22 protein-coding genes are annotated in these 24,362 nt (G+C 63.5%); 5 read left to right on the forward strand and 17 right to left on the reverse strand.

The window, feature by feature from the left end:
* Window positions 1–72: 72 nt before the first annotated feature.
* Genes ABE459_RS12395 through ABE459_RS12410 form a run of 4 tightly spaced genes read right to left on the reverse strand, consistent with a single transcriptional unit; the run spans window position 73 to window position 3,514 of the window.
* Window positions 73–1,230, reverse strand: a complete 1,158-nt coding sequence (locus ABE459_RS12395; protein WP_323831484.1) for an ABC transporter ATP-binding protein — start codon at window positions 1,228–1,230, stop codon at window positions 73–75.
* Complete coding sequence (locus ABE459_RS12400) at window positions 1,227–1,880, reverse strand: ABC transporter permease (RefSeq protein ID WP_125860131.1); 654 nt, start codon at window positions 1,878–1,880, stop codon at window positions 1,227–1,229. Before ABE459_RS12400 ends, ABE459_RS12395 begins: the two co-directional genes overlap by 4 nt.
* A complete protein-coding gene (locus ABE459_RS12405; RefSeq protein WP_323831482.1) occupies window positions 1,877–2,788 on the reverse strand; it encodes a glycine betaine ABC transporter substrate-binding protein in 912 nt (303 codons plus the stop codon). Before ABE459_RS12405 ends, ABE459_RS12400 begins: the two co-directional genes overlap by 4 nt.
* 12 nt (window positions 2,789–2,800) lie before the next feature.
* On the reverse strand, window positions 2,801–3,514 hold the full coding sequence (locus tag ABE459_RS12410) for an ABC transporter permease (protein WP_125465382.1): 714 nt from the start codon (window positions 3,512–3,514) through the stop codon (window positions 2,801–2,803).
* Window positions 3,515–3,816: 302 nt separating this feature from the next.
* Between ABE459_RS12410 and ABE459_RS12415 the strand changes: the two genes are divergently transcribed.
* The 3 genes from ABE459_RS12415 (at window position 3,817) to ABE459_RS12425 (ending at window position 6,284) form a co-directional block, all read left to right on the forward strand.
* Window positions 3,817–4,287: a type II toxin-antitoxin system RelE/ParE family toxin gene (locus ABE459_RS12415; protein WP_323831480.1), complete on the forward strand. Its 471-nt coding sequence runs from the start codon at window positions 3,817–3,819 to the stop codon at window positions 4,285–4,287.
* Window positions 4,268–4,597, forward strand: a complete 330-nt coding sequence (locus ABE459_RS12420; RefSeq protein WP_323831478.1) for an XRE family transcriptional regulator — start codon at window positions 4,268–4,270, stop codon at window positions 4,595–4,597. The genes ABE459_RS12415 and ABE459_RS12420 overlap by 20 nt, the downstream gene beginning before the upstream one ends.
* A gap of 103 nt (window positions 4,598–4,700) precedes the next feature.
* Window positions 4,701–6,284, forward strand: a complete 1,584-nt coding sequence (locus ABE459_RS12425) for a peptide chain release factor 3 (protein ID WP_125465380.1) — start codon at window positions 4,701–4,703, stop codon at window positions 6,282–6,284.
* 103 nt (window positions 6,285–6,387) lie between these two features.
* Here ABE459_RS12425 and ABE459_RS12430 read toward each other — a convergent pair whose 3' ends face one another.
* The 13 genes from ABE459_RS12430 to ABE459_RS12490 all read right to left on the reverse strand — a co-directional run bounded on the left by ABE459_RS12430 (window position 6,388) and on the right by ABE459_RS12490 (window position 22,174).
* Window positions 6,388–7,467 carry a polyamine ABC transporter substrate-binding protein gene (locus tag ABE459_RS12430; protein WP_323831476.1) on the reverse strand — a complete coding sequence of 360 codons (1,080 nt, stop codon included), beginning with the start codon at window positions 7,465–7,467 and terminating at the stop codon, window positions 6,388–6,390.
* 52 nt (window positions 7,468–7,519) lie between these two features.
* Entirely contained in the window at window positions 7,520–7,861 is a 342-nt protein-coding gene (locus ABE459_RS12435; protein ID WP_125465379.1) for a cupin domain-containing protein, read from the reverse strand.
* A 33-nt stretch (window positions 7,862–7,894) separates the two neighbouring features.
* The gene (locus tag ABE459_RS12440; protein ID WP_323831474.1) at window positions 7,895–9,301 is read right to left on the reverse strand and encodes an FAD-dependent oxidoreductase; all 1,407 of its coding nucleotides are present in this window, start codon (window positions 9,299–9,301) and stop codon (window positions 7,895–7,897) included.
* A gap of 64 nt (window positions 9,302–9,365) precedes the next feature.
* Entirely contained in the window at window positions 9,366–10,175 is an 810-nt protein-coding gene (locus ABE459_RS12445; RefSeq protein WP_323831472.1) for a helix-turn-helix domain-containing protein, read from the reverse strand.
* Between the two features lie 355 nt (window positions 10,176–10,530).
* Window positions 10,531–11,499 carry a peptide ABC transporter ATP-binding protein gene (locus tag ABE459_RS12450; RefSeq protein ID WP_110993472.1) on the reverse strand — a complete coding sequence of 323 codons (969 nt, stop codon included), beginning with the start codon at window positions 11,497–11,499 and terminating at the stop codon, window positions 10,531–10,533.
* Window positions 11,499–12,467, reverse strand: coding sequence for an ABC transporter ATP-binding protein (locus tag ABE459_RS12455; RefSeq protein ID WP_125465373.1), 969 nt, complete (start codon window positions 12,465–12,467; stop codon window positions 11,499–11,501). The genes ABE459_RS12450 and ABE459_RS12455 overlap by 1 nt, the downstream gene beginning before the upstream one ends.
* A gap of 10 nt (window positions 12,468–12,477) precedes the next feature.
* Window positions 12,478–13,404: an ABC transporter permease subunit gene (locus tag ABE459_RS12460; RefSeq protein WP_125465372.1), complete on the reverse strand. Its 927-nt coding sequence runs from the start codon at window positions 13,402–13,404 to the stop codon at window positions 12,478–12,480.
* A 10-nt stretch (window positions 13,405–13,414) separates the two neighbouring features.
* The gene (locus ABE459_RS12465; RefSeq protein WP_125465371.1) at window positions 13,415–14,425 is read right to left on the reverse strand and encodes an ABC transporter permease subunit; all 1,011 of its coding nucleotides are present in this window, start codon (window positions 14,423–14,425) and stop codon (window positions 13,415–13,417) included.
* 74 nt (window positions 14,426–14,499) lie between these two features.
* Window positions 14,500–16,095, reverse strand: a complete 1,596-nt coding sequence (locus ABE459_RS12470) for an ABC transporter substrate-binding protein (RefSeq protein WP_258705022.1) — start codon at window positions 16,093–16,095, stop codon at window positions 14,500–14,502.
* Window positions 16,096–16,166: 71 nt separating this feature from the next.
* Window positions 16,167–17,534, reverse strand: a complete 1,368-nt coding sequence (locus ABE459_RS12475) for an OprD family porin (RefSeq protein WP_323831470.1) — start codon at window positions 17,532–17,534, stop codon at window positions 16,167–16,169.
* Window positions 17,535–17,709: 175 nt separating this feature from the next.
* The gene (locus tag ABE459_RS12480) at window positions 17,710–19,302 is read right to left on the reverse strand and encodes an ABC transporter substrate-binding protein (protein WP_323831468.1); all 1,593 of its coding nucleotides are present in this window, start codon (window positions 19,300–19,302) and stop codon (window positions 17,710–17,712) included.
* A gap of 217 nt (window positions 19,303–19,519) precedes the next feature.
* Window positions 19,520–21,145 (reverse strand): ABC transporter substrate-binding protein, encoded by a 1,626-nt coding sequence (locus tag ABE459_RS12485; RefSeq protein WP_125465367.1) that lies wholly within the window; start codon window positions 21,143–21,145, stop codon window positions 19,520–19,522.
* A gap of 312 nt (window positions 21,146–21,457) precedes the next feature.
* Window positions 21,458–22,174, reverse strand: a complete 717-nt coding sequence (locus ABE459_RS12490) for an SIMPL domain-containing protein (protein ID WP_125465366.1) — start codon at window positions 22,172–22,174, stop codon at window positions 21,458–21,460.
* Between the two features lie 308 nt (window positions 22,175–22,482).
* Here ABE459_RS12490 and ABE459_RS12495 point away from each other — a divergent pair, with 308 nt between their 5' ends.
* Window positions 22,483–23,739, forward strand: a complete 1,257-nt coding sequence (locus tag ABE459_RS12495; RefSeq protein ID WP_110993463.1) for an ATP-binding protein — start codon at window positions 22,483–22,485, stop codon at window positions 23,737–23,739.
* Window positions 23,739–24,299, forward strand: coding sequence for a response regulator transcription factor (locus ABE459_RS12500; RefSeq protein WP_110993462.1), 561 nt, complete (start codon window positions 23,739–23,741; stop codon window positions 24,297–24,299). The genes ABE459_RS12495 and ABE459_RS12500 overlap by 1 nt, the downstream gene beginning before the upstream one ends.
* Window positions 24,300–24,362 lie beyond the last annotated feature (63 nt).

Below are 24,362 nucleotides of genomic sequence, written 5' to 3' on the forward strand. Positions count from 1 at the left end.
GCATTGGCCAGGGTTACTAATGTGGGAGCCGGCTTGCCGGCGAAAGGGGCGCAAAGCGCCCCCTGCTTACTATCAGGAAGTCACAGCTTCAGCCGGCGACACGATATTCGTCTTGCCCCCCCGCGAGCGGCCCGAGCTCAGGTAGGCGGCAATCGACTCCTGGGTGACTTCGCCGAGGAACACCTGCTCGGCATCCAGCACCGGCAGCCACGCCCGGTTGAACTCGTACATCCGCGACAGCAGGATGCGCAGATGCTCATCGTGCGATGCCGTGGCGTTGAACGGCCGCAGGAAGTCGCCGCAGGTGCCCTGTTGGCGATGCATGTCGCGCCGGCGCACATAGCCCAGCGCCTTGTTCTGCCCGTCAGTCACCACCACATAGCGGCGGTCGTGCTCATCCAGCAGCTCGAGCGCATCGGCCACCGGCGTTTGCGGGCTCACCGACGGCGCGTTGTCCGCCGCATCTTCGGCACGCACCAGCAGCAGGCGTTTGAGCGTGCTGTCCTGGCCGACGAAGTTGCTGACGAAGTCGTCCACCGGGTGCGCCAGCAGGGTGTCCGGGTGATCCAGCTGCAACAGCTTGCCGGCGCGGAAGATGGCGATCTTGTCGCCCAGCTTGATCGCCTCGTCGATGTCGTGGCTGACCATGATCACGGTCTTGTTCAGCGCTCGCTGCATCTCGAAGAACTCGTTCTGGATCAGCTCGCGGTTGATCGGGTCGACCGCGCCGAACGGCTCATCCATCAACAGCACCGGCGCCTCGGCGGCCAGTGCGCGGATCACCCCGACGCGCTGTTGCTGGCCACCGGACAGCTCGCGCGGGTAGCGCTGCAGGTACTGCTTGGGCTCCAGCTTGATCATGCTCATCAGTTCGCGGGCGCGGTCGTGGCATTGCTGTTTGTCCCAGCCGAGCAGGCGCGGCACGACGGTGATGTTTTCCTCGATGGTCATGTTGGGGAACAGGCCGATCTGCTGGATCACGTAGCCGATATGGCGGCGCAGGGTCACTTCGTCCAGCCCGCTGGTGTCCTCGCCATTGATGAACACCTGGCCTGAGGTGGGGGTGATCAGGCGGTTGATCATTTTCAGCGTGGTGCTCTTGCCGCAGCCCGAGGGGCCGAGGAACACGCAGATCTCGCCTTCGTTGACGGTGAGGTTCACGGCATCGACGGCTTTGACCTCCTTGCCGTTGGCGTGGAAGGTCTTGCTGAGGTTCTTCAGTTCGATCATGGGCGCAGTCCTTCTGGAGTCAGGGCACGTTGCAGGGTTTGCAAGAGCAGGTCGGCGACGATCGCCAGCAGGCTGACCAGCACGGCGCCGACCAGCAGCATCGACATGTCGCTGCGGCTGATGGAGGTGAGGATGAGCACGCCCAGGCCGCCGGCGCCGATGGTGGCGGCGATGGTCATCACGCCGATGTTCATCACCACGGCGGTGCGCACGCCGGCGAGGATCACCGGCACGGCGATGGGCAGCTCGACCATGCGCAGGCGCTGGCCGAAGGTCATGCCGATGCCGCGCGCGGCCTCACGGATACCGGGCTCGACATTGGTCAGGGCCAGGTAGGTGTTGCGCAGGATCGGCAGCAGTGAATAAAGGAACACCGCGGTGATGGCCGGCAGCGGGCCGAGGCCCTGGCCGAATTTCGAGTAGAACGGCAGCAGCAGGCCGAACAGGGCGATCGACGGAATGGTCAGCAGCACCGTGGCGCTGGCCTGCAGCGGGCCGGCCAGGGACGGGAAGCGGGTCATCAGGATGCCCAGCGGCACGCCGACGAGGATAGCCAGGCCCACCGCGATGCCGACCAGGGTGATGTGCTGCCCGGTCAGTTGCAGGACCTGGGCCCAGTCCAGGTGGGCGAAGGTGTCGAGCAGGTTCATGGTGTCACCTCGCTGAGTGGGTGCGCTTGCAGGAACGCTGCGGCGACCACGGTCGGGCTCTGGTGCTCGACATCGACCTTGGCGTTGAGCTGGCGCATGGTCTCGTCATCCAGCTGTTCGGCCAGCGGCTTGAGCAGCGTGGCCAGTTGCGGATGGGCGTCGAGCACCGCCTGGCGCAGCACCGGGGCGGCGGTGTAATCGGGGAAGTAGTGCTTGTCGTCTTCGAGCAGCTTGAGGTTGAACGCGTTCAAGCGCCCGTCGGTGGTGTAGACCAGGCCGGCGAATACCTGGTTATTGCGCATCGCGGTGTACACCAGGCCGCCGTCCATCTGGCGGATGTTGCGTCGGTCCAGCGGCAGGCCGTACTGCTCGCGCAGGCCGACCAGGCCATCGGGGCGGTTGGCGAACTCGGTGTCCAGCGCTACCAGGTGCAGGCGTTGGTGCTCGTCGTGCAGTACCTGGTTGAGGTCGCTGATCGTGTTGATCTGCGGATAGGCCTCGGCAACCTGCTTGGGCAGGCCCAGGGCATAGGTGTTGCTGAACTTCGACGGGGTCAGCCAGATCAGGCCTTTTTGGGCATCGAGTGCTTTTACTCGGGCGTAGGTGGCGTCTGCGTTGGGCATGCGCTCGTCGATATGGTTGTAGGACACCAGCGACACGCCGGTGTATTCCCACATCAGGTCGAGCTGGCCGGTCTCCTGCGCCTGGCGCGCGATGTTGCTGCCAAGGCCGGTGGTCACGCGCACCTCGAAGCCGTTGGCACGCAGGTACTGGGCGGTGATTTCGGCGAGCACGGTCTGTTCGGTGAACATCCGTGCGCCGACGTGGATCAGCGGTTTTTCCGCTGCCTGGGTAAATCCTGCGTACAGCAGGGCCGCGCCCAGCAGCAAGGCGATTGTCTTGTTCATGGGTTCCCTTTTTTAGTGGGCCAGGCCACGTTCCAGCCAGCGCTTGCTGGAGGCACTTACCAGCGCGTCGAGCACCAGGGCCAGCAGTGCCGTGCACGCGGCGCCGAGCAACAGCTGCGGTTGGTTGTTCAGGGCGATGCCGGGGAAGATCAAACTGCCCAGGCTGTTGGCGCCGATCAGGAACGCCAGGGGCGCGGTGCCCACGTTCAAGGCCAGGGCCACCCGCACGCCGCCGACAATGATCGGCACGGCGTTGGGCAACTCCACCTGCCACAACTGCTGGCGCGGGGTCATGCCGATGCCGGTGGCGGCTTCCTTGAGCGAGGCAGGGACGTTTTTCAGGCCCTCGTAGGTGTTGCGCACGATGGGCAGCAGCGAGGCGAGGAACAGCGCGAAGATCGCCGGGCCTGCGCCGATGCCCAGAACGCTCAGGGCGATGGCCAGGACGGCCAGGGGAGGAATGGTGTTGCCAATGTTGAAGAACTGCATGAAGCGTTCGGCTTTGTCGACCCGTTGCGGTCGACTCAGGGCAATGCCGGCGGGGATGCCCACGGCCAACGCCGCCGCCATCGAAGCCAGCACCAGCACCAGGTGCGCTTGCAGGTAGAAAGCAAGATCGTCGCGATAGCGCGCGATCGTATCAATGCCGATCCAGTGGACCAGCAGGGCCAGGATGACGAGCACGGCGGCCCATCCCAACAGCCCTTTTCCGTAGCGTGCAGCCACAGGCGGACTCCTTCTTGTAGTCGGCGCTCGCACCCCCGTGTGGCCGGCCATTCCTGGCGGCGGGCGGTGTGAACGCGAGTAGCAGCATGAGGCGGGCAGAACGCCGCGATCACGCCATGAGCCGAACCCCGTCGGGCCCGAAAATGCTGATGAAACCAATCCCCCAACCGAAGCGGGTTGCAGAGGAGTGGACGTCTCCGTGGGCGTAAAGGTTCCCATCTGAGGCAGCATTTGGCCAGTGTTAATCACTGCCAATAGCGAAACATCACACGAAAAAACAGCGTGAATACTACCGTCGGCCGTTGAAGTACCTGCTATCGGTGCGCTTTCTGGCTGAGCAAGATTACCTGGTCAAAAAAACCAATATTCACTTGAGGGAGTATTCTCTCGGAGGTATTTTATTGGCCTGGTCGATCAGTTTTTGCGTGGAGTTTGCTGCGGAGTTCGAAACATTGGATAGAGCCGTGAAGAAGGAGCTCATGGGGCAGTTGAGGTTTCTCGAACACCAGGGGCCCGAAGTGGGCCGGCCGAAAGTGGACACACTGAAAGGCTCCCGACATCGCAACATGAAAGAGTTGCGATTCAGGGTCGGCAGAGGCGCGTGGCGCATTGCATTTGCATTCGACCCGGCTCGCTGTGCGGTGATGCTAGTGGCGGGCGATAAGGCGGGGTTGAATGAACGGCTTTTCTACCAGCGGTTACTCACGCGTGCAGATGATCGTTTTGACAACTACCTGCTTGAGAGGGAAAACAATGACCAAGACACTCGATGAGATGATGCGCAGCCTGCCGGATGACCTGCGGGCTGAAGCGGAAGAGCGCGGGCGTGAGTTGATCCGTGAGGAAATGACCTTGCAGGCACTGCGCAAGCAGCTCGCGTTGACACAGGAGGGCATGGCTCAGCGCCTGGATATTCGGCAAGCCAACATTTCCAAGGTGGAAAAGCGCACCGACATGCTGATTTCCACATTGCGCGACTACATCGAGGCGATGGGCGGCACGCTGGAACTGGTTGCTCATCTGCCAGGACGGCCGCCCATCACCCTGGACGGGTTCACCGATGCGCCTTTGTTGAAGGACTAGGGTGAGGGCGTTGGGTCTGCCGCTCATTCCCGGGATTTTGGTCCCCGCCCAACTTCAGGTATGATACGGCCCCTTTTTTAATCCCCCAGTCAGGCGATTTCCCATGACCAACCAGGCCGCCGAAGTCGCGAAGCGCCGCACTTTCGCAATCATTTCCCACCCCGACGCCGGTAAGACCACCATCACCGAGAAGCTCCTGCTGATGGGCAAGGCGATCTCCGTCGCGGGCACCGTGAAGTCGCGCAAGTCCGACCGCCACGCCACCTCCGACTGGATGGAAATGGAGAAGCAGCGCGGCATCTCCATCACCACCTCGGTGATGCAGTTCCCTTACCGCGAGCACATGATCAACCTGCTCGACACCCCCGGCCACGAAGACTTCTCGGAAGACACCTACCGCACCCTGACCGCGGTGGACTCGGCGCTGATGGTGCTCGACGGCGGTAAGGGTGTAGAGCCGCGCACCATCGCCCTGATGGACGTCTGCCGCCTGCGCGACACGCCCATCGTCAGCTTCATCAACAAACTCGACCGTGATATCCGCGACCCGATCGAACTGCTCGACGAAATCGAGGCAGTACTGAAGATCAAGGCCGCGCCGATCACCTGGCCGATCGGTTGCTACCGCGACTTCAAGGGCGTGTACCACCTGGCGGGCGACTACATCATCGTTTACACCCCGGGCCACGGCCACGAGCGTACCGCGGTGAAGATCATCGAAAAGCTCGACTCCGATGAAGCCCGCGCGCACCTGGGTGACGAATACGAGCGCTTCCTCGAGCAACTGGAGCTGGTGCAGGGCGCCTGCCACGAGTTCGACCAGGACGAGTTCATCAACGGCCAGCTCACCCCGGTGTTCTTCGGTACCGCATTGGGCAACTTTGGTGTCGACCATGTGCTCGACGCGGTGGTCGACTGGGCGCCGCGCCCGCTGGCACGTGTGGCCCATGAGCGTACCGTGGAGCCGGTGGAAGAGAAATTCTCGGGCTTCGTGTTCAAGATCCAGGCGAACATGGACCCGAAACACCGCGACCGTATCGCCTTCATGCGCATCTGCTCGGGCAAGTACGAAAAGGGCATGAAGATGCGCCACGTGCGCACCGGCAAAGACCTGCGCATCGGCGATGCGCTGACCTTCTTCTCCTCCGAGCGTGAACAGCTCGACGAGGCCTTCGCTGGCGACATCATCGGCCTGCACAACCATGGCACCATCCAGATCGGCGACACCTTCACCGAAGGCGAGGCGCTGGGCTTCACCGGTATCCCGCACTTCGCCCCGGAGCTATTCCGCCGCGTGCGCCTGAAGGACCCGCTGAAATCCAAGCAGCTGCGCCAAGGCCTGCAGCAGTTGGCCGAAGAGGGTGCGACCCAGGTGTTCTTCCCCGAGCGCAGCAACGACATCATCCTGGGTGCGGTCGGTGTGCTGCAGTTCGACGTGGTCGCCAGCCGTTTGAAGGAAGAGTACAAGGTCGAGTGCGCCTACGAGCCCATCACCGTATGGTCGGCGCGCTGGATCAGCTGCGATGACAAGAAGAAGCTCGAGGACTTCCAGAACAAGGCCATGGAGAACCTGGCCATCGACGGCGGTGGGCACCTGACCTACCTGGCGCCGACCCGGGTCAACCTGTCGCTGATGGAAGAGCGCTGGCCGGATGTGAAGTTCCGCGCGACCCGCGAGCATCACTGACAGCAGCTACAAGTTCCAAGCTGCAAGCTACAAGAAGAAGCGGGCCCGAATTGGCCCGCTTTTTCTTGCCGCTTGCAGCTTGAGGCTTTGCAACTGACGAATGTCAGTTGCCTGCTTTTATGCTGGTCCAGATCCGCGTCCTGATGCGGTCGATCTTCGCCGGCATCGCCTCCAGGGCATACAGCTTGCCCATCACATCCTCGCTCGGGTAGATCATCGTGTTGCCCTTGATGGCCGGGTCCACCTTCGCGTCGGCCTGCTGGTTGCCATTGGCGTACTGCACGAAATTGCTGATGCCCGCCATCACCTCAGGCTGCAACAGGTAGTTCATGTAGGCGTAGCCCGCTTTTTCGTCCGGCGCATCGGCCGGCATGGCGACCATGTCGAACCACAACGGCGCGCCTTCCTTGGGGATCGAATACCCCACCTTCACCCCGTTCTTCGCCTCTTCGGCGCGGTTCTTCGCCTGCAGCACGTCGCCCGAGAAACCCACCACCACGCACACATCGCCATTGGCCAGGTCACCGGTGTACTTCGACGAATGGAAGTAGCTGATGTACGGGCGCACCTTCATCAGCAGCGCCTTGGCCTTGTCGTAGTCGGCGGGGTCCTGGCTGTGCTGCGGCAAGCCCAGGTAATGCAGGGCGATTGGCAGCAGTTCGGGGCCGTTGTCCAGCACCGCCACGCCGCAGCTTTTCAGCTTGCCGATGTACTCGGGCTTGAAGATCAGGTCCCAGGAATCGACCGGGGCGTTGTCGCCCAGTACCGCCTTGACCTTGTCGATGTTGTAGCCGATGCCGGTGCTGCCCCACAGGTACGGGAAACCGTACTGGTTACCCGGGTCGTTGACCTCCAGGGCCTTGAGCAGCACCGGGTTGAGGTTCTTCCAGTTGGGCAACTGCGACTTGTCCAGCTTCTTCAGGGCCTTGCCCTGGATCTGCCGGGCCATGAAGTGGTTGGAGGGGAATACCACGTCGTAGCCGGAGTTGCCGGTCATCAGCTTGCCGTCGAGGGTCTCGTTGCTGTCGAACACGTCGTAGGTCGGCACGATGCCACTGGCCTGCTGGAAGTTCTTCAAGGTGTCGGGGGCGATGTAGCTCGACCAGTTGTAGATCTTCACCGAGTCGGCGGCGCTGGCCACGCTGGCGGCCAGCATCAGGGGAGCGAAAAGGAGCGTGCGCATGTCGGGGTTACCTTGCTTTGTCTGTTGTTATCGAAGGCAGGCGATCAGCGGATCAGAAGATCAGAACGTAGGTCTTGCGTACGGTCTCCTGGATGTCCCAGGTGCCGACGCTGTTGGCCGGTAGCATCAGTGCGTCTCCGGCTTCTATGACCAGGGGCTCGCCACCGTCGGGGGTGAAGGTGCAACGGCCCTTGATGAAATGGCAGAACTCCTGTTGCACGATCTGCCGCCGCCAGCGCCCCGGGGTGCATTCCCAGATGCCGGTCTCGACCCCGTCGCTGCGTTCGACGCAGGTGACCGAGGTGACTGCGACCGGCTCGCCGAGGGGCACGGCGACCGGGTTGCAGCTCTGCAGGATGGCGCTGTCGGTGTGCTTGAACTGGGTGATGCTCATGACCGGTGGATCCTGTTGTTGTGGAGGGGGAAGTCAGTGCATGAAGCCTTCCATGAAGTCGGCCAGCCCGCTGGCCAGGCGCCGCCGCCAGGGGGCGCTGGCCGGGCTGGCGAGGGTCCGGTCCTCGTGGACGAAACTCTGGATGATCGCGTTGTAGCCCAGCCAGCGGCATGGCTCGGGCGGCCAGCTGGCCAGGCTGGCCAGCGGGCGGTTGTCGTGTACCCAGGGCTGGGCGGTGAGGGCGTTGTGCTGGCCGAGGATCAGCGCCGCCAGGGTGCGCCCGCCGAGGTTGGTGGCACCGACGCCTTCGCCGCCGTAGCCGCCCGACAGCGCGATGCCACGCTGGCGGTCGCAGAGCATGTGCGGCCTGAAGCGTCGGGCCATGCCCAGATTGCCGCCCCAGGAATGGGTGATGCGCACGTGCTTGAGTTGCGGGAACAGCTCGCCGAACAGGTAGCGACGCAGTTCGACTTCGCTGTCGGTGAGGGTGAAATCTTCGCGTAGCCGGCCGCCGAAGCGGTAGCCGCCGCGGGCGCCGAACACCAGGCGGTTATCGGCGCTGCGCTGGCCGTAGGTGACCTGGCGGCTGTTTTCGCTGAAGGCCTGCCCCTGGCTCAGGCCGATCTGCTCCCAGGTCGATTCCGGCAGCGGTTCGGTGGCCACCAGCAAGCTCTGCACGGGCAACTGATGGCGCCCGAGCGGCGGCAGGCTGGCGGCATAGCCCTCCACTGCCGGCACGACCCAGTGGCTGCGGATGCGCGCCAAGGGTGTGCGTACCTCGCCGGTTTGCCAGTCGATGGCCGGGGTGTTTTCGTAGATGGCTACACCCAGGTTTTCCACTGCGCGGGCCAGCCCGCGCACCAGCTTGGCCGGCTGGATGGTCGCGGTGTGCGGGCTGAAGATCGCGCCGTAGGGGTTGCTGATGCGCAGCTGCGCATCCAGCTGCTCGGGGCGTAGCCAGTGGTAGTCGCCCTCGGTCATGCCCTGGCGATACAGGTCGTCCAGCCAGGCGCGCAGGCTGCGTTCCTGCTCCGGGTAGCGGGCTGCGCAGTAGAGCACGCCGCCCTTGCGGTAGTCGCAGTCGATGCCTTCGCGCTGCAGCACGCTGTGCACTTCGTCGGGGATGCCGTGCAGCAGGTCGATGCTGGCGCGGCGCTGTTGCGGTGACAGGCTGGCCAGCAGGCGGTCCTCACCCAGCAGGTTGCCCATCAGCCAGCCGCCATTGCGCCCGGAGGCACCGAAACCGGCGATGTTGGCCTCGATCACCGCGATGTTCAGCTGCGGGGCCTGGCGCTTGAGGTAATAGGCGGTCCACAGCCCGGTGTAGCCGGCGCCGATGATGCACACATCCAGATCCAGGTCTGCGCGCAGTGCCGGGCGTGCGCACAGCGGCTCTTCGAGCTGGTCCATCCACAGGCTGATCGTGCGCAGGGGTTGCATCGGGTCGGGCTCCACATCCGGTTGGGTCTGTGGCCGATGCTAGTGAAGGGCGGGGAGGGCTGTCTTACGTGCGTGCACGCAGGGAAATTTGCTTGAGGTAGGCCTTGGGCGACAGCCCGGTGTGTTCGCGGAAGCACTTGTAGAACGCCGACAGCGAGTTGAACCCGGCATTGAACGCCAGCTGGTCGATCGGGGCTTCGGCGCTGCCGTTGTCCAGGCCGGCCATCAGGTATTGCAGGCGCGCCTGGTTGACGTAGCGGTAGAAGCTCTGGCCCAGCACCTGGTTGAGCAGGTAGGAAATCTGGTTGCGGCTGTAGCCGCTTTCGTCGGCCACTTGTTGCAGGTCCAGCTCGGGGTCCAGGTAGGGGCGCTGGTGATTGAAGTAGTGCTCCAGGTCCTGGGCCATGGTCGACAGCTGGCGCGGCGACAGGCCCAGGCGGCTGGTGGCCGGGCGCGGGCCACCCGCCTGGCTGCCCTTGGCGTGCTGGCGCACCAGTGTTGCGTATTCGTTGATCCGCCAGATCAACCCGTCCTTGACCGTGATCGCCTCGCTGGACTGGAACGCCACCAGCCCTTCGCCACCTTGCACGGTGACCTGGTACTGGATGAACGCGGTACAGCCGTCGACGCGGATGCGGTCGCTGTGGACGATGTCCTCGCCGGCCTCGTGGGGCAGGCAGGCGCGCACGTAGTCGCGCAGCTCGTCATGGCCGAGCACGCGGTTCTGGAAGAAGTCGTGGTACTGGATATCCGGGTGGTACAGCGCCATCACCCCGTCCAGGTCGCGATGCTTCCAGCACAGGTGGTAGCGCATGACGGTGTCGGCGGTGAGCGGGGTTTGCCCAGGGCCGTCGGGGAGGGTGGTCGAGGTCATGGCAGCGATAGTGCATTGGCCCGCTTGCGGGTGACAAGGCCAGGCATTGCAGAACGCCTTCGGGGCCAAGCGGTGATCCGGCATTTTGCACGGCGAATCAAAGCGGCTTAACAGCTAAGGCCTTGTTTCATATGGATGTCATTTTTTGACACAACTGGCATGAGCGCTGCACGGACCTTGGTAGACCACGAACGAGGAGAAGCATCATGCGCTCGATACTGCTGTGGATGATCGGTGTGCCGATTCCGGTGATCATTCTGATCTGGTTCTTCATGCATTGAGAAAATCGCGGGGCAAGCCCGCTCCCACGAGGCCTGTGCAAACTCGTGGGAGCGGGCTTGCCCCGCGATAAGGTTTAAAGGAACTGCTCGGCGTAGTGGCAGGCCACCTGCCGCGTACCCACCTGCCGCAGCGCCGGCACCTCCTTGGCGCAACGCTCGGTGGCATACGGGCAACGCTTGTGGAACGCGCAGCCATCCGGCGGATTCAGCGGGTTGGGCAGCTCACCGGCAATGCGGATCTTCGGCTTCAGCGGGTCCGGATGGATCGCTGGCGTCGCCGACAACAGTGCCTGGGTGTACGGGTGCAGGGGTTTTTCGTAGATATCCTCCTTCGGCCCCATCTCCGCCGGGCGGCCCAGGTACATCACCAGCACCTGGTCAGCCACATGGCGCACCACCGCCAGGTTGTGGGAGATGAACACGTAGGCGGTGTTGAACTCCTTCTGCAGGTCCATGAACAGGTTCAGCACCTGGGCCTGGATCGACACGTCGAGCGCCGAGGTCGGCTCATCCGCCACCAGCACCTTGGGCTGCAGCATCATCGCCCGGGCCAGGGCGATGCGCTGGCGCTGGCCACCGGAAAACATGTGCGGGTAGCGCTGGTAGTGCTCGGGGCGCAGGCCCACCTGCTCCATCATCTTCTGCACTTTTTCGCGGCGCTCGGCTTTGCTCAGCGAGGTGTTGATCAGCAGTGGCTCGGCCAACTGGTCACCGATCTTCTGCCGCGGGTTGAGCGAGGCGTAAGGGCTTTGGAACACCATCTGCACATCGCGGCGCAGCTGCTTGCGCTCGGCCTTGCCGGCGCCGTTGACCTCGGTGCCGGCGATCTGCAGCGAGCCGGACGACGGCTCCTCGATCAAGGTCAAGGCACGGGCCAGGGTCGACTTGCCGCATCCCGATTCGCCGACCACGGCCAGGGTTTTGCCAGCCTCCAGTTCAAACGACACGCCGTTAAGCGCGCGCACCAGGGCATGGCCCTTGAACAGGCCGCGGGACACTTCGTAGTGACGGGTCAGCTCACGGGCTGAAAGAACGACGGCCATCACGCCACCTCCTGGTTGAGCGGGTAGAAGCAACGCACCAGGCTATGGGCCTGTGGGTCGAGGGCGGGGCGTTGGCGGCGGCAGTTGTCCTGCACGTAAGGGCAGCGTGGCGACAACAGGCAACCCTGCGGGCGGTCGTAGCGGCCGGGAACGATGCCGGGCAGGGTGGCCAGGCGTTCGGCGCCGATACTGTGCTCGGGGATGGCCGCCAGCAGCGCTTCGCTGTAGGGGTGGGCAGGGATGTCGAAGAGTTCCGGCACCTGGCCGACCTCGACGGCTTGGCCTGCATACATCACACACACGCGTTTGGCGGTCTCGGCGACCACGGCCAGATCGTGGGTGATCAGGATGAGCGCCATGTTGCGCTCTTTCTGCAGGTTGACCAGCAGCTCCATGATCTGCGCCTGGATGGTCACATCCAGCGCGGTGGTCGGTTCGTCGGCGATCAGCAGCTTGGGTTCACCGGCGATGGCCATGGCGATAGCCACCCGTTGGCTCATGCCCCCGGACAGTTGGTGCGGGTAGGCGTCCAGGCGGCTTTCGGCGCCCGGGATCTCGACTTTTTTCAGTAACTCCAGGGCCCGCTGGCGGGCGGCCCTGCCCTTGAGCCCGAGGTGCTGGCGCAGCACTTCCTCGATCTGGTAGCCCACGGTGTAACTGGGGTTGAGCGCGGTCATCGGGTCCTGGAAGACCATGGCGATGTCCTTGCCCACCACCTTGCGCCGTTGCCGGCCGCTGAGCTTGAGCATGTCGGTGCCATCGAAGGTGAGGGCATCGGCGGTGATGCGCCCGGGGGCGTCGATCAGCCCCATCAGGGCCATCATGGTGACCGATTTGCCGGAGCCGGACTCGCCGACGATGGCGAGGATCTCGCCGGCGTCCACGTTCAGGTCGAGGCCGTCCACCACCGGTACTGCATTGGCGTCGCCGAAGCGCACGTTCAGGTTGTTGATCTGCAACAGTGACATGGCGGTCTCCTCAGGCGGCGTTCTTGAGTTTCGGGTCCAGCGCATCGCGCAGGCCGTCGCCCATCAGGTTGATGGCCAGGACACTGAGCAGGATGGTCAGGCCGGGCAGGCTCACCACCCACCAGGCGCGCTCGATGTAGTCGCGCGCCGAGGCCAGCATGGTGCCCCACTCGGGGGTGGGCGGCTGCACGCCAAGGCCGAGGAAGCCCAGGGCGGCGGCGTCGAGGATTGCCGAGGAGAAACTCAAGGTGGCCTGCACGATCAGCGGGGCCATGCAGTTGGGCAGCACGGTAACGAACATCAGCCGTGGCAGGCTGGCGCCGGCCAGGCGTGCGGCGGTCACGTAGTCACGGTTCAGCTCGCCCATCACCGCGGCGCGGGTCAGGCGCACGTAGGACGGCAGCGAAACGATGGCGATGGCGATCACCGTGTTGATCAGGCCTGGGCCTAGGATGGCGACGATGGCCACGGCCAGCAGCAGCGAGGGCAGGGCGAGCATTACATCCATCAGGCGCATGATCGACGGGCCGAGAATCTGCGGGAAGAACCCGGCCAACAGGCCCAGCAGGATGCCGGGGATCAGCGACATCACCACCGACGACAGGCCGATCAGCAGCGACAGGCGTGCGCCCTGGATAAGCCGTGAAAGCAGGTCGCGGCCCAGTTCGTCGGTGCCGAGGATGAACTGCCAGGTGCCGCCTTCGAGCCACACCGGTGGCGTGAGCAGGAAGTCGCGGTACTGCTCGCTGGGGTTGTGCGGTGCCACCCAGGGCGCGAACAGGGCGCAGAACACCACCAGGGTCATGAAGGCCAGGCCGGCAACCGCGCCTTTGTTGCGCGAGAAGGCCTGCCAGAACTCCTTGTAGGGCGAGGGGTAGAGCAAACTTTGGTCAACCGCGGCTGGCGGGGTGACGGATTTTGGAATCGGGCTGGTCATGACGAAGTCCTCAGCGCTGATGGCGGATGCGTGGGTTGACCAGGCCGTAGAGGATGTCCACGACGAAGTTGACCAGGATCACCAGGCAGGCGATCAGCAGAATGCCGTTCTGCACCACGGGGTAGTCACGGGCGCCGATGGCCTCGATCAGCCATTTGCCGATGCCCGGCCAGGAGAAGATGGTTTCGGTGAGCACGGCGCCGGCCAGCAGCGTGCCGACCTGCAGGCCGAACACGGTCAGTACCGGGATCAGGGCGTTGCGCAGGCCGTGGATGAACACCACGCGGGCGGGCGACAGGCCTTTGGCGCGGGCGGTGCGGATGTAATCCTCGCGCAGCACTTCGAGCATCGACGAGCGGGTCATGCGGGCGATCACCGCCAGCGGGATGGTGCCCAGCACGATGGCCGGCAGGATCAGGTGCATCAGCGCGTCCTTGAACGCCCCTTCTTCGTCGCTGAGCAGGGTGTCGATGAGCATGAAGCCGGTCTTCGGCTCGATGTCGTAAAGCAGGTCGATGCGCCCGGAAACTGGTGTCCAGCCCAGGCTCACGGAGAAGAACATGATGAGAATCAGGCCCCACCAGAAAATCGGCATGGAGTAGCCGGCCAGTGAGATGCCCATGACGCCGTGGTCGAACAGCGAACCGCGCTTGAGCGCGGCGATCACCCCGGCCAGCAGGCCGATGATGCCGGCGAACAGCAGGGCGGCAAAGGCCAGTTCGAGGGTCGCCGGGAACAGCGTGGTGAACTCGTGCCAGACGCTTTCGCGGGTGCGCAGCGACTCACCGAGATCGCCCTGGGCAAGCTTGCCGACGTAGTCCAGGTACTGCACCGGGAGCGGTTTGTTCAGGCCAAGGCGCTCCATGGCCTGGGCATGCATTTCGGGGTCGACCCTGCGTTCACCCATCATCACTTCGACGGGGTCGCCGGGGATCAGGCGTATGAGCGCGAAGGTCAGCAGGGTGATACCGAAGAAGGTCGGGATCAGCAGGCCCAGACGCCGGGCAATGAAACTCAACATGTTTGGGGTACCTCATCAGCCACTAAGGGCACAGCCGCCGGCTGCCTTGCAGATCGCCGGCGGTCGTTGTTGTTCTACTTCACCTTGGTGGTGGCGAAGTTATTGTTGGTCAGTGGGTTGATCACGTAGCCCTCGACGTTCTCGCGCATCGCAGTGAACATCTTCGGGTGGGCCATGCTGATCCACGGTTGGTCCTCATCGTACACCGCCAGCGCTTCGCTATAGAGTTTGGCGCGTTCGTCGTTGTCGATGGCTTCACGGGCGCGGGTGATCAACTGCTGGAACTTGGGGTTGCACCAGCGCGCATAGTTCTCGCCGGATTTTGCCGCATCGCAACTGAGCAGCGGGCTGAGGAAGTTGTCCGGGTCGCCGTTGTCACCGGCCCAGCCGGTCGACACGAGGTCGGCCTCGCCGTTCTTGGCTCGGCGCAACATTTCGGCCCATTCCATCACGCGAATATCGAGCTTGATACCGACCTTGGCCAGGTCGGCCTGCAGCATTTCCGCAGACAGGCGTGGGTTGGGGTTGGTCGCGCCACCACCATTGCGGGTGAACAGCGTGATCACCGTGCCTTCCGGTACGCCGGCTTCCTTGAGCAGGGCGCGAGCCTTGTCCAGGTCGTGGGGCGGGTTCTGGTTGGCACTGTTGTAGCCGAGCATGCTCGGTGGATACGGGTTGACCCCTACCATCGCGTTGCCCTTGCCGAACAACTGGTCGACGTGGGTCTGGCGGTCGAAGGCCATGTTGATCGCCTTGCGCACGCGGACGTCGCTCAGGTACTTGTGCTCGGTGTTCATCGCGATGTAGCCGGTGACCAGCGCTTCGATCTCGGCAACCTTGAGTTTCGGGTCGGCCTTGATCGAGGACACGTCGTCAGGCTTGGGGTACAGCGCCACCTGGCACTCGTTGGCACGCAGTTTTTGCAGGCGGACATTGCTGTCGGTGGCGATGGCGAAGATCAGAGCGTCGGCCGGTGGCTTGCCACGGAAGTAGTCCGGGTTGGGCTTGTAGCGGACCTGGGCGTCCTTGTTGTAGCGCTGAAAGACGAACGGGCCGGTGCCGATGGGCTTGCTGTTGAGCTCGGCGGTCTTGCCGGCCTTGAGCAACTGGTCGCCGTATTCGGCGGAGTAGATCGAGGTGAAGGCCATGCCCAGGTCATGCAGGAAGGGTGCTTCCGGGCGGGTCAGGGTGATCACCACGGTGTGGTCGTCGGTCTTCTCCACCGATTTGAGCAGGTCCTTGAAGGCCATGCTCTCGAAATAGGGGTAGCCGACGCTGCTCTTGTCGTGCCACGGGTGGTCTGGCCTGAGCTGGCGGTTCAGGCTCCACAGCACGTCGTCGGCGTTGAAGTCGCGGGTGGGGGTGAAGTAGTCGGTGCTGTGGAACTTCACGCCTTCGCGCAGGTGGAAGGTGTAGACCAGGCCGTCCGGGCTGATGTCCCAGTGGGTGGCCAGGGCCGGCTGGATATCCGTGGTGCCTGGCTTGAAGTCGACCAGGCGGTTGAAGATGGTCTCGGCCGAGGCGTCGGCGGTGACGGCGGTGGTGTACTGGACAATGTCGAAGCCCTCGGGGCTGGCCTCGGTGCACACCACCAGCGGCTTGGCCGCAACGGTGGATGCAGCGCCCAGGATGACCGCTGCCAGGGCAGCGCGTAGCGGTAACGATTTCATGAAACCTCCCTGCAGTGCTATTCCAGCGTAGCCGCCACGGCCCGTGGGGAGTCGGGCCGTGGCGCCAGCGGTCAGAGAATGTTGAATGGAATGGTGGTGACCAGGCGGAACTCGTCGAGGCTGCCATCGCCCTGGGCCTTGCTGGCGCGGTGGGCGGTGTAGGTGGCGCGGATGCTGGTGTCTTTCAGCGGGCCGCTCTGCACTGCGTAGCTGGTGCCGAAGCCCCACTCGTAGTGGTTTTCGCCGTCGAGGCCATTGACGTCGTAGGCGGTACCCCGGTAATGGGTGCCGTCGATACCCCAGCCACGGGCGTTGTACAGGTTGAACTTGAGGCCTGGCACGCCATAAGGCGCCATGTTCAGCACGTAGCTGATCTGCAGCGATTTCTCGTTGGGGCCGTTGAAGTCCGACAGCAGCGAGTTGGCCAGGTAGATGCCGTTGGTTTCATGCAGATAGTCGAAGTACTCGTTGCCATTCACCTGCTGCCACGAAGCGCTCAGGGTGTGGGCCTGATGGGTCAGGCCGAACGACAGGCTGTAGGTGTCGTTGTCGATCTCGCCCATCTTCTTGCTGCCGGCGTCCACGGTCTTGTAGTAGTTCAGGCCGGTGGTCAGGCTCAGCACGGCGCTGTCGCCCAGCACATGGTTGGCGCCGAAGTAGTACTGGTTCCAGAAGTCGTCGACCTTGGTCGCGTACAGGCTGGTGCTCAGGCTCTTGAGCGGCTGATAGTTGATGCCGGCGGTGCTGGCGCGGTCGGTTTCAACACCGGTGGCGCTGTACTCGCTGCGGAACTTGCTCAGGCTCTGTTCGGTACGTGGCGAGACGCGGTCGAAGGTGCCCAGGTCGAACGACAGGTTGTCGAACTCGGCGCTGTGCAGGAAGGCACCCTGGAAGCTCGACGGCAGCGCGCGGTTGCCGATGTAGGCGATCATCGGGGTGTCGACCGACTGGCGGCCGAGGGTGAGGGTGGTGTTGGACACCCGCGCCTTGACGTTGCCCAGGCCCATCTTGCTCCACTGGCCGATCACGTCGCCGTCGCTGTGGGTGAGCGTGCGGTTGTTGGGGCCGGCCACGGCGGCACGGCCGCGTTCCAGCGCAACGGCGTTGTAGGCGGCGGCTTCGACGGCGAAGCCCACGGTGCCCTCGGTGAAGCCAGAGCTGTAGTTGAGGATGGTGCCCTGCACCCAGTTGTCACGGCTGTGGGTAGGCTGGCGAGTACCGTCGCTCTTGTAGTACTTCCACAGTGGCGCGCGGGTGGCGCGTTCGCGGGCATACCAGTTGCGGGTACTGCCGGACAGGCTCTGGCCGTCGATGAAGCCCTTGGCCTCGGCTTGTTCACTGCCGGACTTGAGCGTGGTAGGGACGAAGTCCTGGCTCATCGGTTCGGCCTGGGCCAAGGCGCTGAAGGCGCCGATGGACAAGGCCAATGCGGTTTTCATGGTGCGTTTCAAAATCAAAGCTCCCTTTCTGTTCTTTTAGTTATCACCCGTGCCTCGTGGGCCGGGCCTGCAACGGTGACGCGGTACTGCAGGTATTCGCCTGGGGTCGCCAGGCAAATCCAGGCTGCACGCGGCCGCGGGAGTGGGTCGCACTCCCGGCCAGACCATGCAGGGGTCAATCGATACTGACGCCGGAGAAAACGTTGCGTCCGAAGGGGCTGACCTTGAAATCGTTGACGTTACTGCTCAGCGGTTGGTTGACCGTGGAGTGGGCCACGGGCGTGATCGGTACCTGTTGCTTGAGGCGTTGCTGGGCCTGCTGGTAGAGGGCGCTGCGTTGTTCGCGGTCGGTGACCTGCTTGGCTTGCTTGACCAGCGCGTCGTACTGCGGGTCGCACCACAGCGAGTAGTTGTTGCTGCCGATGGCGTCACAGTTGTAGAGCGTGCCCAGCCAGTTGTCGGGGTCGCCGTTGTCGCCGGTCCAGCCGATCAGGGCGATATCGTGCTCACCGCTCTTCATGCGCTTGAGGTATTCCCCCCACTCGTAGCTGACGATGCGCACTTTGAAACCGAGCTTGCTCCAGTCGGCCTGAAGCATTTCGGCCATGAGCTTGGCGTTGGGGTTGTAGGGGCGTTGTACGGGCATGGCCCAGAGGGTGATTTCGGTGCCTTCCTTGACCCCGGCCTGCTTGAGCAGGGCCTTGGCCTTTTGCGGGTCGAACGGTGCGTCCTTGAGCGAGTCGTCGTAGGACCACTGCGTGGGCGGCATGGCATTGACCGCAAGTTGCCCGGCTTCCTGGTAGACGGCCTGGATGATCGCCTGCTTGTTCACCGCCATGTCCATGGCCTGGCGTACTTCGAGGCGGTCGAAGGGTGGGTGCTGGGTGTTGTAGGCGATGTAGCCGAGGTTGAAGCCGGGCTGCTGCAGCACCTGCAGCTTGCCGTCCTGCCTGAGTGCGGGCAGGTCGGCCGGGCGCGGGTGCAGGGTGACCTGGCATTCGTTGCGGCGCAGCTTCTGGATGCGTACCGACGGGTCGATGTTGATGGAGAACACCAGGTTGTCGAGCTTCACCTGGTCGGGGGCCCAATAGTCCTTGTTGCCCTTGTAGCGAATCTGCGCGTCTTTCTGGTAACGCTGGAACACGAACGGGCCGGTGCCGATTGGTTTCTGGTTGATGTCGCTCGGCCTGCTCTCGGCCAGCAGGTGTTCGGCGTACTCGGCGGAGAGGATCGCGGCGAAGGCCATGGCGAGGTTCTGGATGAACGCGGCATCGACCTTGTTGAGGGTGAACACCACGGTCAGCGGGGTGGTCTTCTCGACCTTGGCGATGTTCTTGTCCAGCCCCATGCTGATGAAGTACGGAAATTCGGTGGGGTAGGCCTGGCGGAACGGGTGCTGCTTGTCGAGCATGCGGTTGAAGGTGAACAGCACGTCGTCGGCGTTGAAATCCCTGGTGGGCTGGAAGCCCTTGTTAGCGTGGAACTTCACCCCGGGCCGCAGGTGGAAGGTGTAGCGCAGGCCGTCGTCGGAGACCTGCCAGTCGGTGGCCAGGGCTGGATGCACGGCGGTGCCGCCGCGCTCGAACTCGACCAGGCGGTTGTAGATCGGTTCGGCGGCATCGTTGTCGGTGGCCGAGGTGTACTGGGCGGTGTCGAAGCCTGCCGGGCTGCCTTCGGAGCAGAACACCAGGTTGTTGGCCAGTGTCAGCGGCGCGTGGCTCAGCAGGCCGAGTGCAAAGAGGGTGGAGCACAGCGTGGTAGGGCGCATGGCAAATCCTTTGTCCTGGTCTTTTCTGGCCGCGACAGGCAAAGCGCGGCGATGACATCCCGGCCCTGACGATAGAGTCGTCAAGGCGTGGGAGCCATGGTTCAGAGACTGATAAGGGAGCGGGAGTATTCCGGCGACTGCGGTGGAAAAGTCCTACGCGCCGCCCGGTCATGTAATCGCCCCGCCGCAAACCGTGCGGGCGGGGCGGGCATGGCCGTTACTTGTCCACGCTTACCCCGTAGAAGGAGTTCAGGCCGAAGGGGCTGATCTTGAAGTCCTTCACGGACGTGCTCATGGGCTGATACACGGTGGAGTGGGCGATCGGGGTGATCGGCACCTGTTCCTTGAGGATGTGTTGCGCCTGCTTGTACAGCTCGGTGCGTTTAGCCTGGTCGGGGGTGGCCTTGGCTTGCTTGATCAGGTCGTCGTACGGCTTGTAGCACCACTTGGAGAAGTTGTTGCCGTCCATGGCGTCGCAGCCATAGAGGGTGCCCAGCCAGTTGTCCGGGTCACCGTTGTCGCCGCTCCAGCCAATCAGCATGGCACCCTGCTCACCGCCCTTGGAGCGCTTGATGTACTCACCCCATTCGTAGCTGACGATCTTGGCCTTGATACCGATCTTGGCCCAGTCGGACTGCAGCATTTCGGCCATCAGCTTGGCGTTGGGGTTATAGGGGCGTTGCACCGGCATGGCCCACAGGGTGATCTCGGTGCCTTCCTTGATGCCGGCTTCCTTGAGCAGCTGCTTGGCCTTCTCGGGGTCGTACTTGGCATCCTTGATGGTAGTGTCGTAGGACCACTGGGTTGGCGGCATGGCGTTGACCGCCAGCTGGCCGGCGCCCTGATACACCGACTCGATGATCTGCTGCTTGTTCACCGCCATGTCCAGGGCTTCACGCACCTTGAGTTGCGACAGCGGGTTAGGCTCGTTGCTGCCCTTGACCTTGTCCATCACGTTGTAGGCGATGTAGCCGAGGTTGAAACCGGCCTGGTCGGGCATCTTCAGCTTCGGGTCCTGCTTCAGCGGCTGGATATCGGCCGGGCGGGGGAACAGGGTGACCTGGCACTCGTTCTTCTTGAGCTTCTGCATGCGTACCGAGGCGTCGGTGCTGATGGCGAAGATCAGGTTGTCGATCTTCACGTCCTCGGGCTTCCAGTAGTCCTTGTTGCCCTTGTAGCGGATCTGCGCGTCCTTCTGGTACTTGCTGAACACGAATGGGCCGGTGCCGATCGGCTTCTGGTTGATGTCGGCAGGCTTGCCTTGCTTGAGCAGTTGGTCGGCGTATTCGGCCGACTGGATCGAGGCGAAGCTCATGGCCAGGTTCTGGATGAACGCGGCGTCGACCTCGTTGAGGGTGAACTTCACGGTGTGGTCATCGACCTTCTCGACCTTGGCGATGTTCTTGTCCATGCCCATGTCGGTGAAGTACGGGAATTCGGTGGGGTACGCCTTGCGGAACGGTTGGTCCTTGTCGAGCATGCGGTTGAAAGTGAACAGCACGTCGTCGGCGTTGAATTCGCGGGTCGGCTTGAAGTAGTCGGTGGTGTGGAACTTGACGCCTTCACGCAGGTGGAAGACGTAGGCCTTGCCGTCGTCGGACACTTCCCACTTGGTGGCCAGGCCCGGAATCACCGCGGTGCCGCCACGTTCGAATTGCGTGAGCCGGTTGAAGATGGTTTCAGCCGAGGCGTCGAAGTCGGTTCCGGTGGTGTATTGGCCTGGGTCGAAGCCGGCCGGGCTGCCTTCGGAGCAGAACACCAGGTTGGTCGCGGCGAGGGCGGAGGGAGCGCCGGCTAGCAAGCCTGCGCCGACCAGGAACGGAATGACTGCGTGTTTGAGCATGGTGGCCTCATTGTTGTCATTTTTTTAGAGTGAGGCGGCCTCGTGAGCCGACCTGCGGATACTTATGCAGGGGCTATTCCCAATGCAACACTCAGCAGGGTGGTTGGCGGCAAAACGTGGGACGGTCGTACATGGATGTCGCAAAAATATAAGTTTGTCGAATGTTGATCGTTTGCGCGGCCTGAAATTGCAAGAATTTCAAGATGTTTCGCATTTTCGGTGACAGGTGGACGCACCTGATTGGTGCGTAGGAATAGTCGGAAAGTGCTGTCCGAGGCGGATTTCACCGCCACGGACATCCACTTGGAGGGGTCAGGGCACCTGGACTTCGATCAGGCCATCGGCGCTCATGCTGACTTCGCTGGTGCCGGCCTCGATATCAGGCGCTGGCGCCGCTTCGTCGGCAGCCTTGGCCATCATCGCCATCGGTGCGCTGCGCAGGTACGGGCGCGGGTAGCCGCTGCTGTTGAGGTTCAGGCTGACCACCTTGTAGCCCTTGCCGCCGAGCGCTTCGGTGGCCAGCTGGGCGCGAGCCTTGAACGCGGCCACGGCATCCTTGAGCAGCTCGTCTTCGCTGGTCTTGCGGGTGGCCGGGGCGATGGAGAAGTCCATGCCGCCCATCTTCAGGTCCTGCAGCAGTTCGCCGGTGAGCTTGGACAGGGCCGGGAAATCGGCACTTTCCAGGCGCAGTTCGGCGCGCTCACGCCAGCCGGTGATCTTCTGCCCCTTGGTGTCGTAGATCGGGTAGCTGTTGCGGCTGCCCTGGCTGATCTTCACGTCCTTCACGTCACGGGCCTGCTGTACGGCCTTGTTCATGGTTTCGGTGATCTGCTTGGCGAGCTTGCCCGGGTCGCTGTTCTGCGCTTCGCTGTACAGCGTCACGACCATCAGGTCGCGGGCGACTTCCTTGCTGACTTCGGCGCGCAGCGACACCTGGTTGTAGCGTGGCTCGTCGGCGGCCACGGCGGGCAGGGTGGCGAGCAGGCCGCAGGACAGGGCGAAGGCTTTGCCGCGACGGGAAATGTGCATGTGTAGCTCCTTGGCAATGAAAAGCGTGGTTAGAACGTTCGTGCCACGCATGGCCGATCAGACCGGGAACAGTTTAGGCAGTTCAAAGCGACAAGCGGCAAGCTGTAAGAAAGTATGTGAGTATTATCGAGATAAGTTTCACAGCCCCAAGGTCAGAGCATCTAATGAAGATTCGCCGCGAGAACGCTTGAAGCTTGTAGCTAGAGTCTTGAAGCTGACTCGTGTGGCGCTTTGCCGCATCGCTGCAGTGAAGCGCCTGGCTTCGGTATACTCCAGCCGATTTTCTTGGAGCCTCATCGGGAGAGCTCATGCTCGCCGCCGCACATCCGCTGTCCGCTACACGCCAGAACCTTTGGCGCCTGACCTTCATCCGCATCCTTGTGCTGGCTGCCCAGGCCGGTTCCGTGGGCGTGGCCTACTGGACCGAGTTGCTGCCGCTGCCATGGTTCTCGCTGGTGGTCACCCTGGCCTTGTCGTCGCTCTTGTGCGCGTTCACCGCCGTGCGTTTGCGCCTGTCACTGCCGGTCACCGAACTCGAGTATGCGCTGCAACTGGCCTGCGACCTGCTGATCCACAGCGCGCTGCTGTATTACTCCGGTGGTTCGACCAACCCCTTCGTCTCTTATTACCTGGTGCCGCTGGCGATTGCCGCCGTCACGCTGCCGTGGATCTACTCGCTGGTGCTGTCGGGCATCGCCCTGGTGGCCTACAGCCTGCTGTTGGTGCAGTTCTACCCGCTGGAAACCTTGCCGCAGTCGCGCGACACCATGCAGGTCTACGGCATGTGGCTGAGTATCGCCCTGGCCGCGGCGGTGATTACCTTCTTCGCTGCACGCATGGCCGAGGAGTTGCGCCGCCAGGAGCACCTGCGTGCCGAGCGCCGTGAAGAGAGCCTGCGCGACGAACAACTGCTGGCGGTGGCCACCCAGGCCGCCGGCGCCGCCCATGAGCTGGGCACGCCGTTGGCGACCATGAGCGTGCTGCTCAACGAAATGCGCCAGGACCACACCGATCCGCTGCTGCAGGAAGACCTGCAGATCCTTCAGGACCAGGTCAAGCTGTGCAAGGAAACCCTGCAGCAACTGGTGCGCGCTGCCGAAGCCAACCGCCGCCTGGCCATCGTCGAGCAGGACGTCACGGCCTGGCTAGACGAAGCGCTCAACCGCTGGCACCTGATGCGCCCGGAAGCCAGCTACCGTTTCCAGCGCCTGCGTGATGGCCAGGTACCGCGACTGGCGCCGCCGCCCGACCTGACCCAGGCCCTGCTGAACCTGCTGAACAATGCCGCCGATGCCTGCCCGGACGACCTGGAGGTGCGCCTTGACTGGGACGCCCAGGACATCGTCATCAGCATCCGCGACCATGGCCCCGGCATGCCGCCGGCCATTGCCGAAGCGATCGGCAAACCCTTTATTACCACCAAGGGCAAAGGCTTCGGCCTGGGCCTGTTCTTGAGCAAGGCCAGCGTGACGCGAGCGGGCGGTTCGGTGAAACTCTATAGTCATGAGCAGGGTGGCACCCTGACCGAATTGCGCCTGCCCCATGGCAAGCGAGGAGATGAATGATGAGCGAAGAAAACCAGGTCGAAGGCGAAGAACTGCCGCACCTGCTGCTGGTGGATGACGATGCCACCTTCACCCGGGTCATGGCGCGGGCCATGAGCCGCCGCGGTTTCCGTGTGAGTACCGCAAGCTCTGCCGAGGAAGGCCTGAAGCTGGCCGAGCAGGACCTGCCGGACTACGCCACGCTGGACCTGAAGATGGAAGGCGATTCGGGCCTGGTGCTGCTGCCCAAGCTGCTGGAACTGGACCCGGAAATGCGCGTGGTGATCCTGACCGGATACTCGAGCATCGCCACTGCGGTCGAAGCGGTGAAGCGCGGGGCCTGCAACTACCTGTGCAAACCTGCAGATGCCGACGATGTGCTGGCTGCACTGCTGTCGGAGCACACCGACCTGGATGCCCTGGTGCCGGAAAACCCGATGTCGGTGGATCGCTTGCAGTGGGAGCATATCCAGCGCGTGCTGGGCGAGCATGAAGGCAATATCTCCGCCACCGCGCGAGCGCTGGGCATGCACCGGCGCACCTTGCAGCGCAAGTTGCAGAAGCGCCCGGTACGGCGCTAAAGGCATCGCGGGGGCGGACCCGGCCCCCCGGGGTGGGGGGGGGGGCCCCCCCGGGTTATTTTA

The organism is Pseudomonas sp. TWI923 (genome assembly GCF_039673365.1).
Lineage (GTDB): Bacteria > Pseudomonadota > Gammaproteobacteria > Pseudomonadales > Pseudomonadaceae > Aquipseudomonas > Aquipseudomonas sichuanensis.

Coding starts and splice junctions, on each gene's coding strand:
- ABE459_RS12395 (WP_323831484.1), bottom strand. CDS start 1,230: ATGATCGAACTGAAGAACCTCAGCAAGACCTTCCACGCCAACGGCAAG.
- ABE459_RS12400 (WP_125860131.1), bottom strand. CDS start 1,880: ATGAACCTGCTCGACACCTTCGCCCACCTGGACTGGGCCCAGGTCCTG.
- ABE459_RS12405 (WP_323831482.1), bottom strand. CDS start 2,788: ATGAACAAGACAATCGCCTTGCTGCTGGGCGCGGCCCTGCTGTACGCA.
- ABE459_RS12420 (WP_323831478.1), top strand. CDS start 4,268: ATGACCAAGACACTCGATGAGATGATGCGCAGCCTGCCGGATGACCTG.
- ABE459_RS12425 (WP_125465380.1), top strand. CDS start 4,701: ATGACCAACCAGGCCGCCGAAGTCGCGAAGCGCCGCACTTTCGCAATC.
- ABE459_RS12430 (WP_323831476.1), bottom strand. CDS start 7,467: ATGCGCACGCTCCTTTTCGCTCCCCTGATGCTGGCCGCCAGCGTGGCC.
- ABE459_RS12435 (WP_125465379.1), bottom strand. CDS start 7,861: ATGAGCATCACCCAGTTCAAGCACACCGACAGCGCCATCCTGCAGAGC.
- ABE459_RS12440 (WP_323831474.1), bottom strand. CDS start 9,301: ATGCAACCCCTGCGCACGATCAGCCTGTGGATGGACCAGCTCGAAGAG.
- ABE459_RS12445 (WP_323831472.1), bottom strand. CDS start 10,175: ATGACCTCGACCACCCTCCCCGACGGCCCTGGGCAAACCCCGCTCACC.
- ABE459_RS12450 (WP_110993472.1), bottom strand. CDS start 11,499: ATGGCCGTCGTTCTTTCAGCCCGTGAGCTGACCCGTCACTACGAAGTG.
- ABE459_RS12455 (WP_125465373.1), bottom strand. CDS start 12,467: ATGTCACTGTTGCAGATCAACAACCTGAACGTGCGCTTCGGCGACGCC.
- ABE459_RS12460 (WP_125465372.1), bottom strand. CDS start 13,404: ATGACCAGCCCGATTCCAAAATCCGTCACCCCGCCAGCCGCGGTTGAC.
- ABE459_RS12465 (WP_125465371.1), bottom strand. CDS start 14,425: ATGTTGAGTTTCATTGCCCGGCGTCTGGGCCTGCTGATCCCGACCTTC.
- ABE459_RS12470 (WP_258705022.1), bottom strand. CDS start 16,095: ATGAAATCGTTACCGCTACGCGCTGCCCTGGCAGCGGTCATCCTGGGC.
- ABE459_RS12475 (WP_323831470.1), bottom strand. CDS start 17,534: ATGAAAACCGCATTGGCCTTGTCCATCGGCGCCTTCAGCGCCTTGGCC.
- ABE459_RS12480 (WP_323831468.1), bottom strand. CDS start 19,302: ATGCGCCCTACCACGCTGTGCTCCACCCTCTTTGCACTCGGCCTGCTG.
- ABE459_RS12485 (WP_125465367.1), bottom strand. CDS start 21,145: ATGCTCAAACACGCAGTCATTCCGTTCCTGGTCGGCGCAGGCTTGCTA.
- ABE459_RS12490 (WP_125465366.1), bottom strand. CDS start 22,174: ATGCACATTTCCCGTCGCGGCAAAGCCTTCGCCCTGTCCTGCGGCCTG.
- ABE459_RS12495 (WP_110993463.1), top strand. CDS start 22,483: ATGCTCGCCGCCGCACATCCGCTGTCCGCTACACGCCAGAACCTTTGG.
- ABE459_RS12500 (WP_110993462.1), top strand. CDS start 23,739: ATGAGCGAAGAAAACCAGGTCGAAGGCGAAGAACTGCCGCACCTGCTG.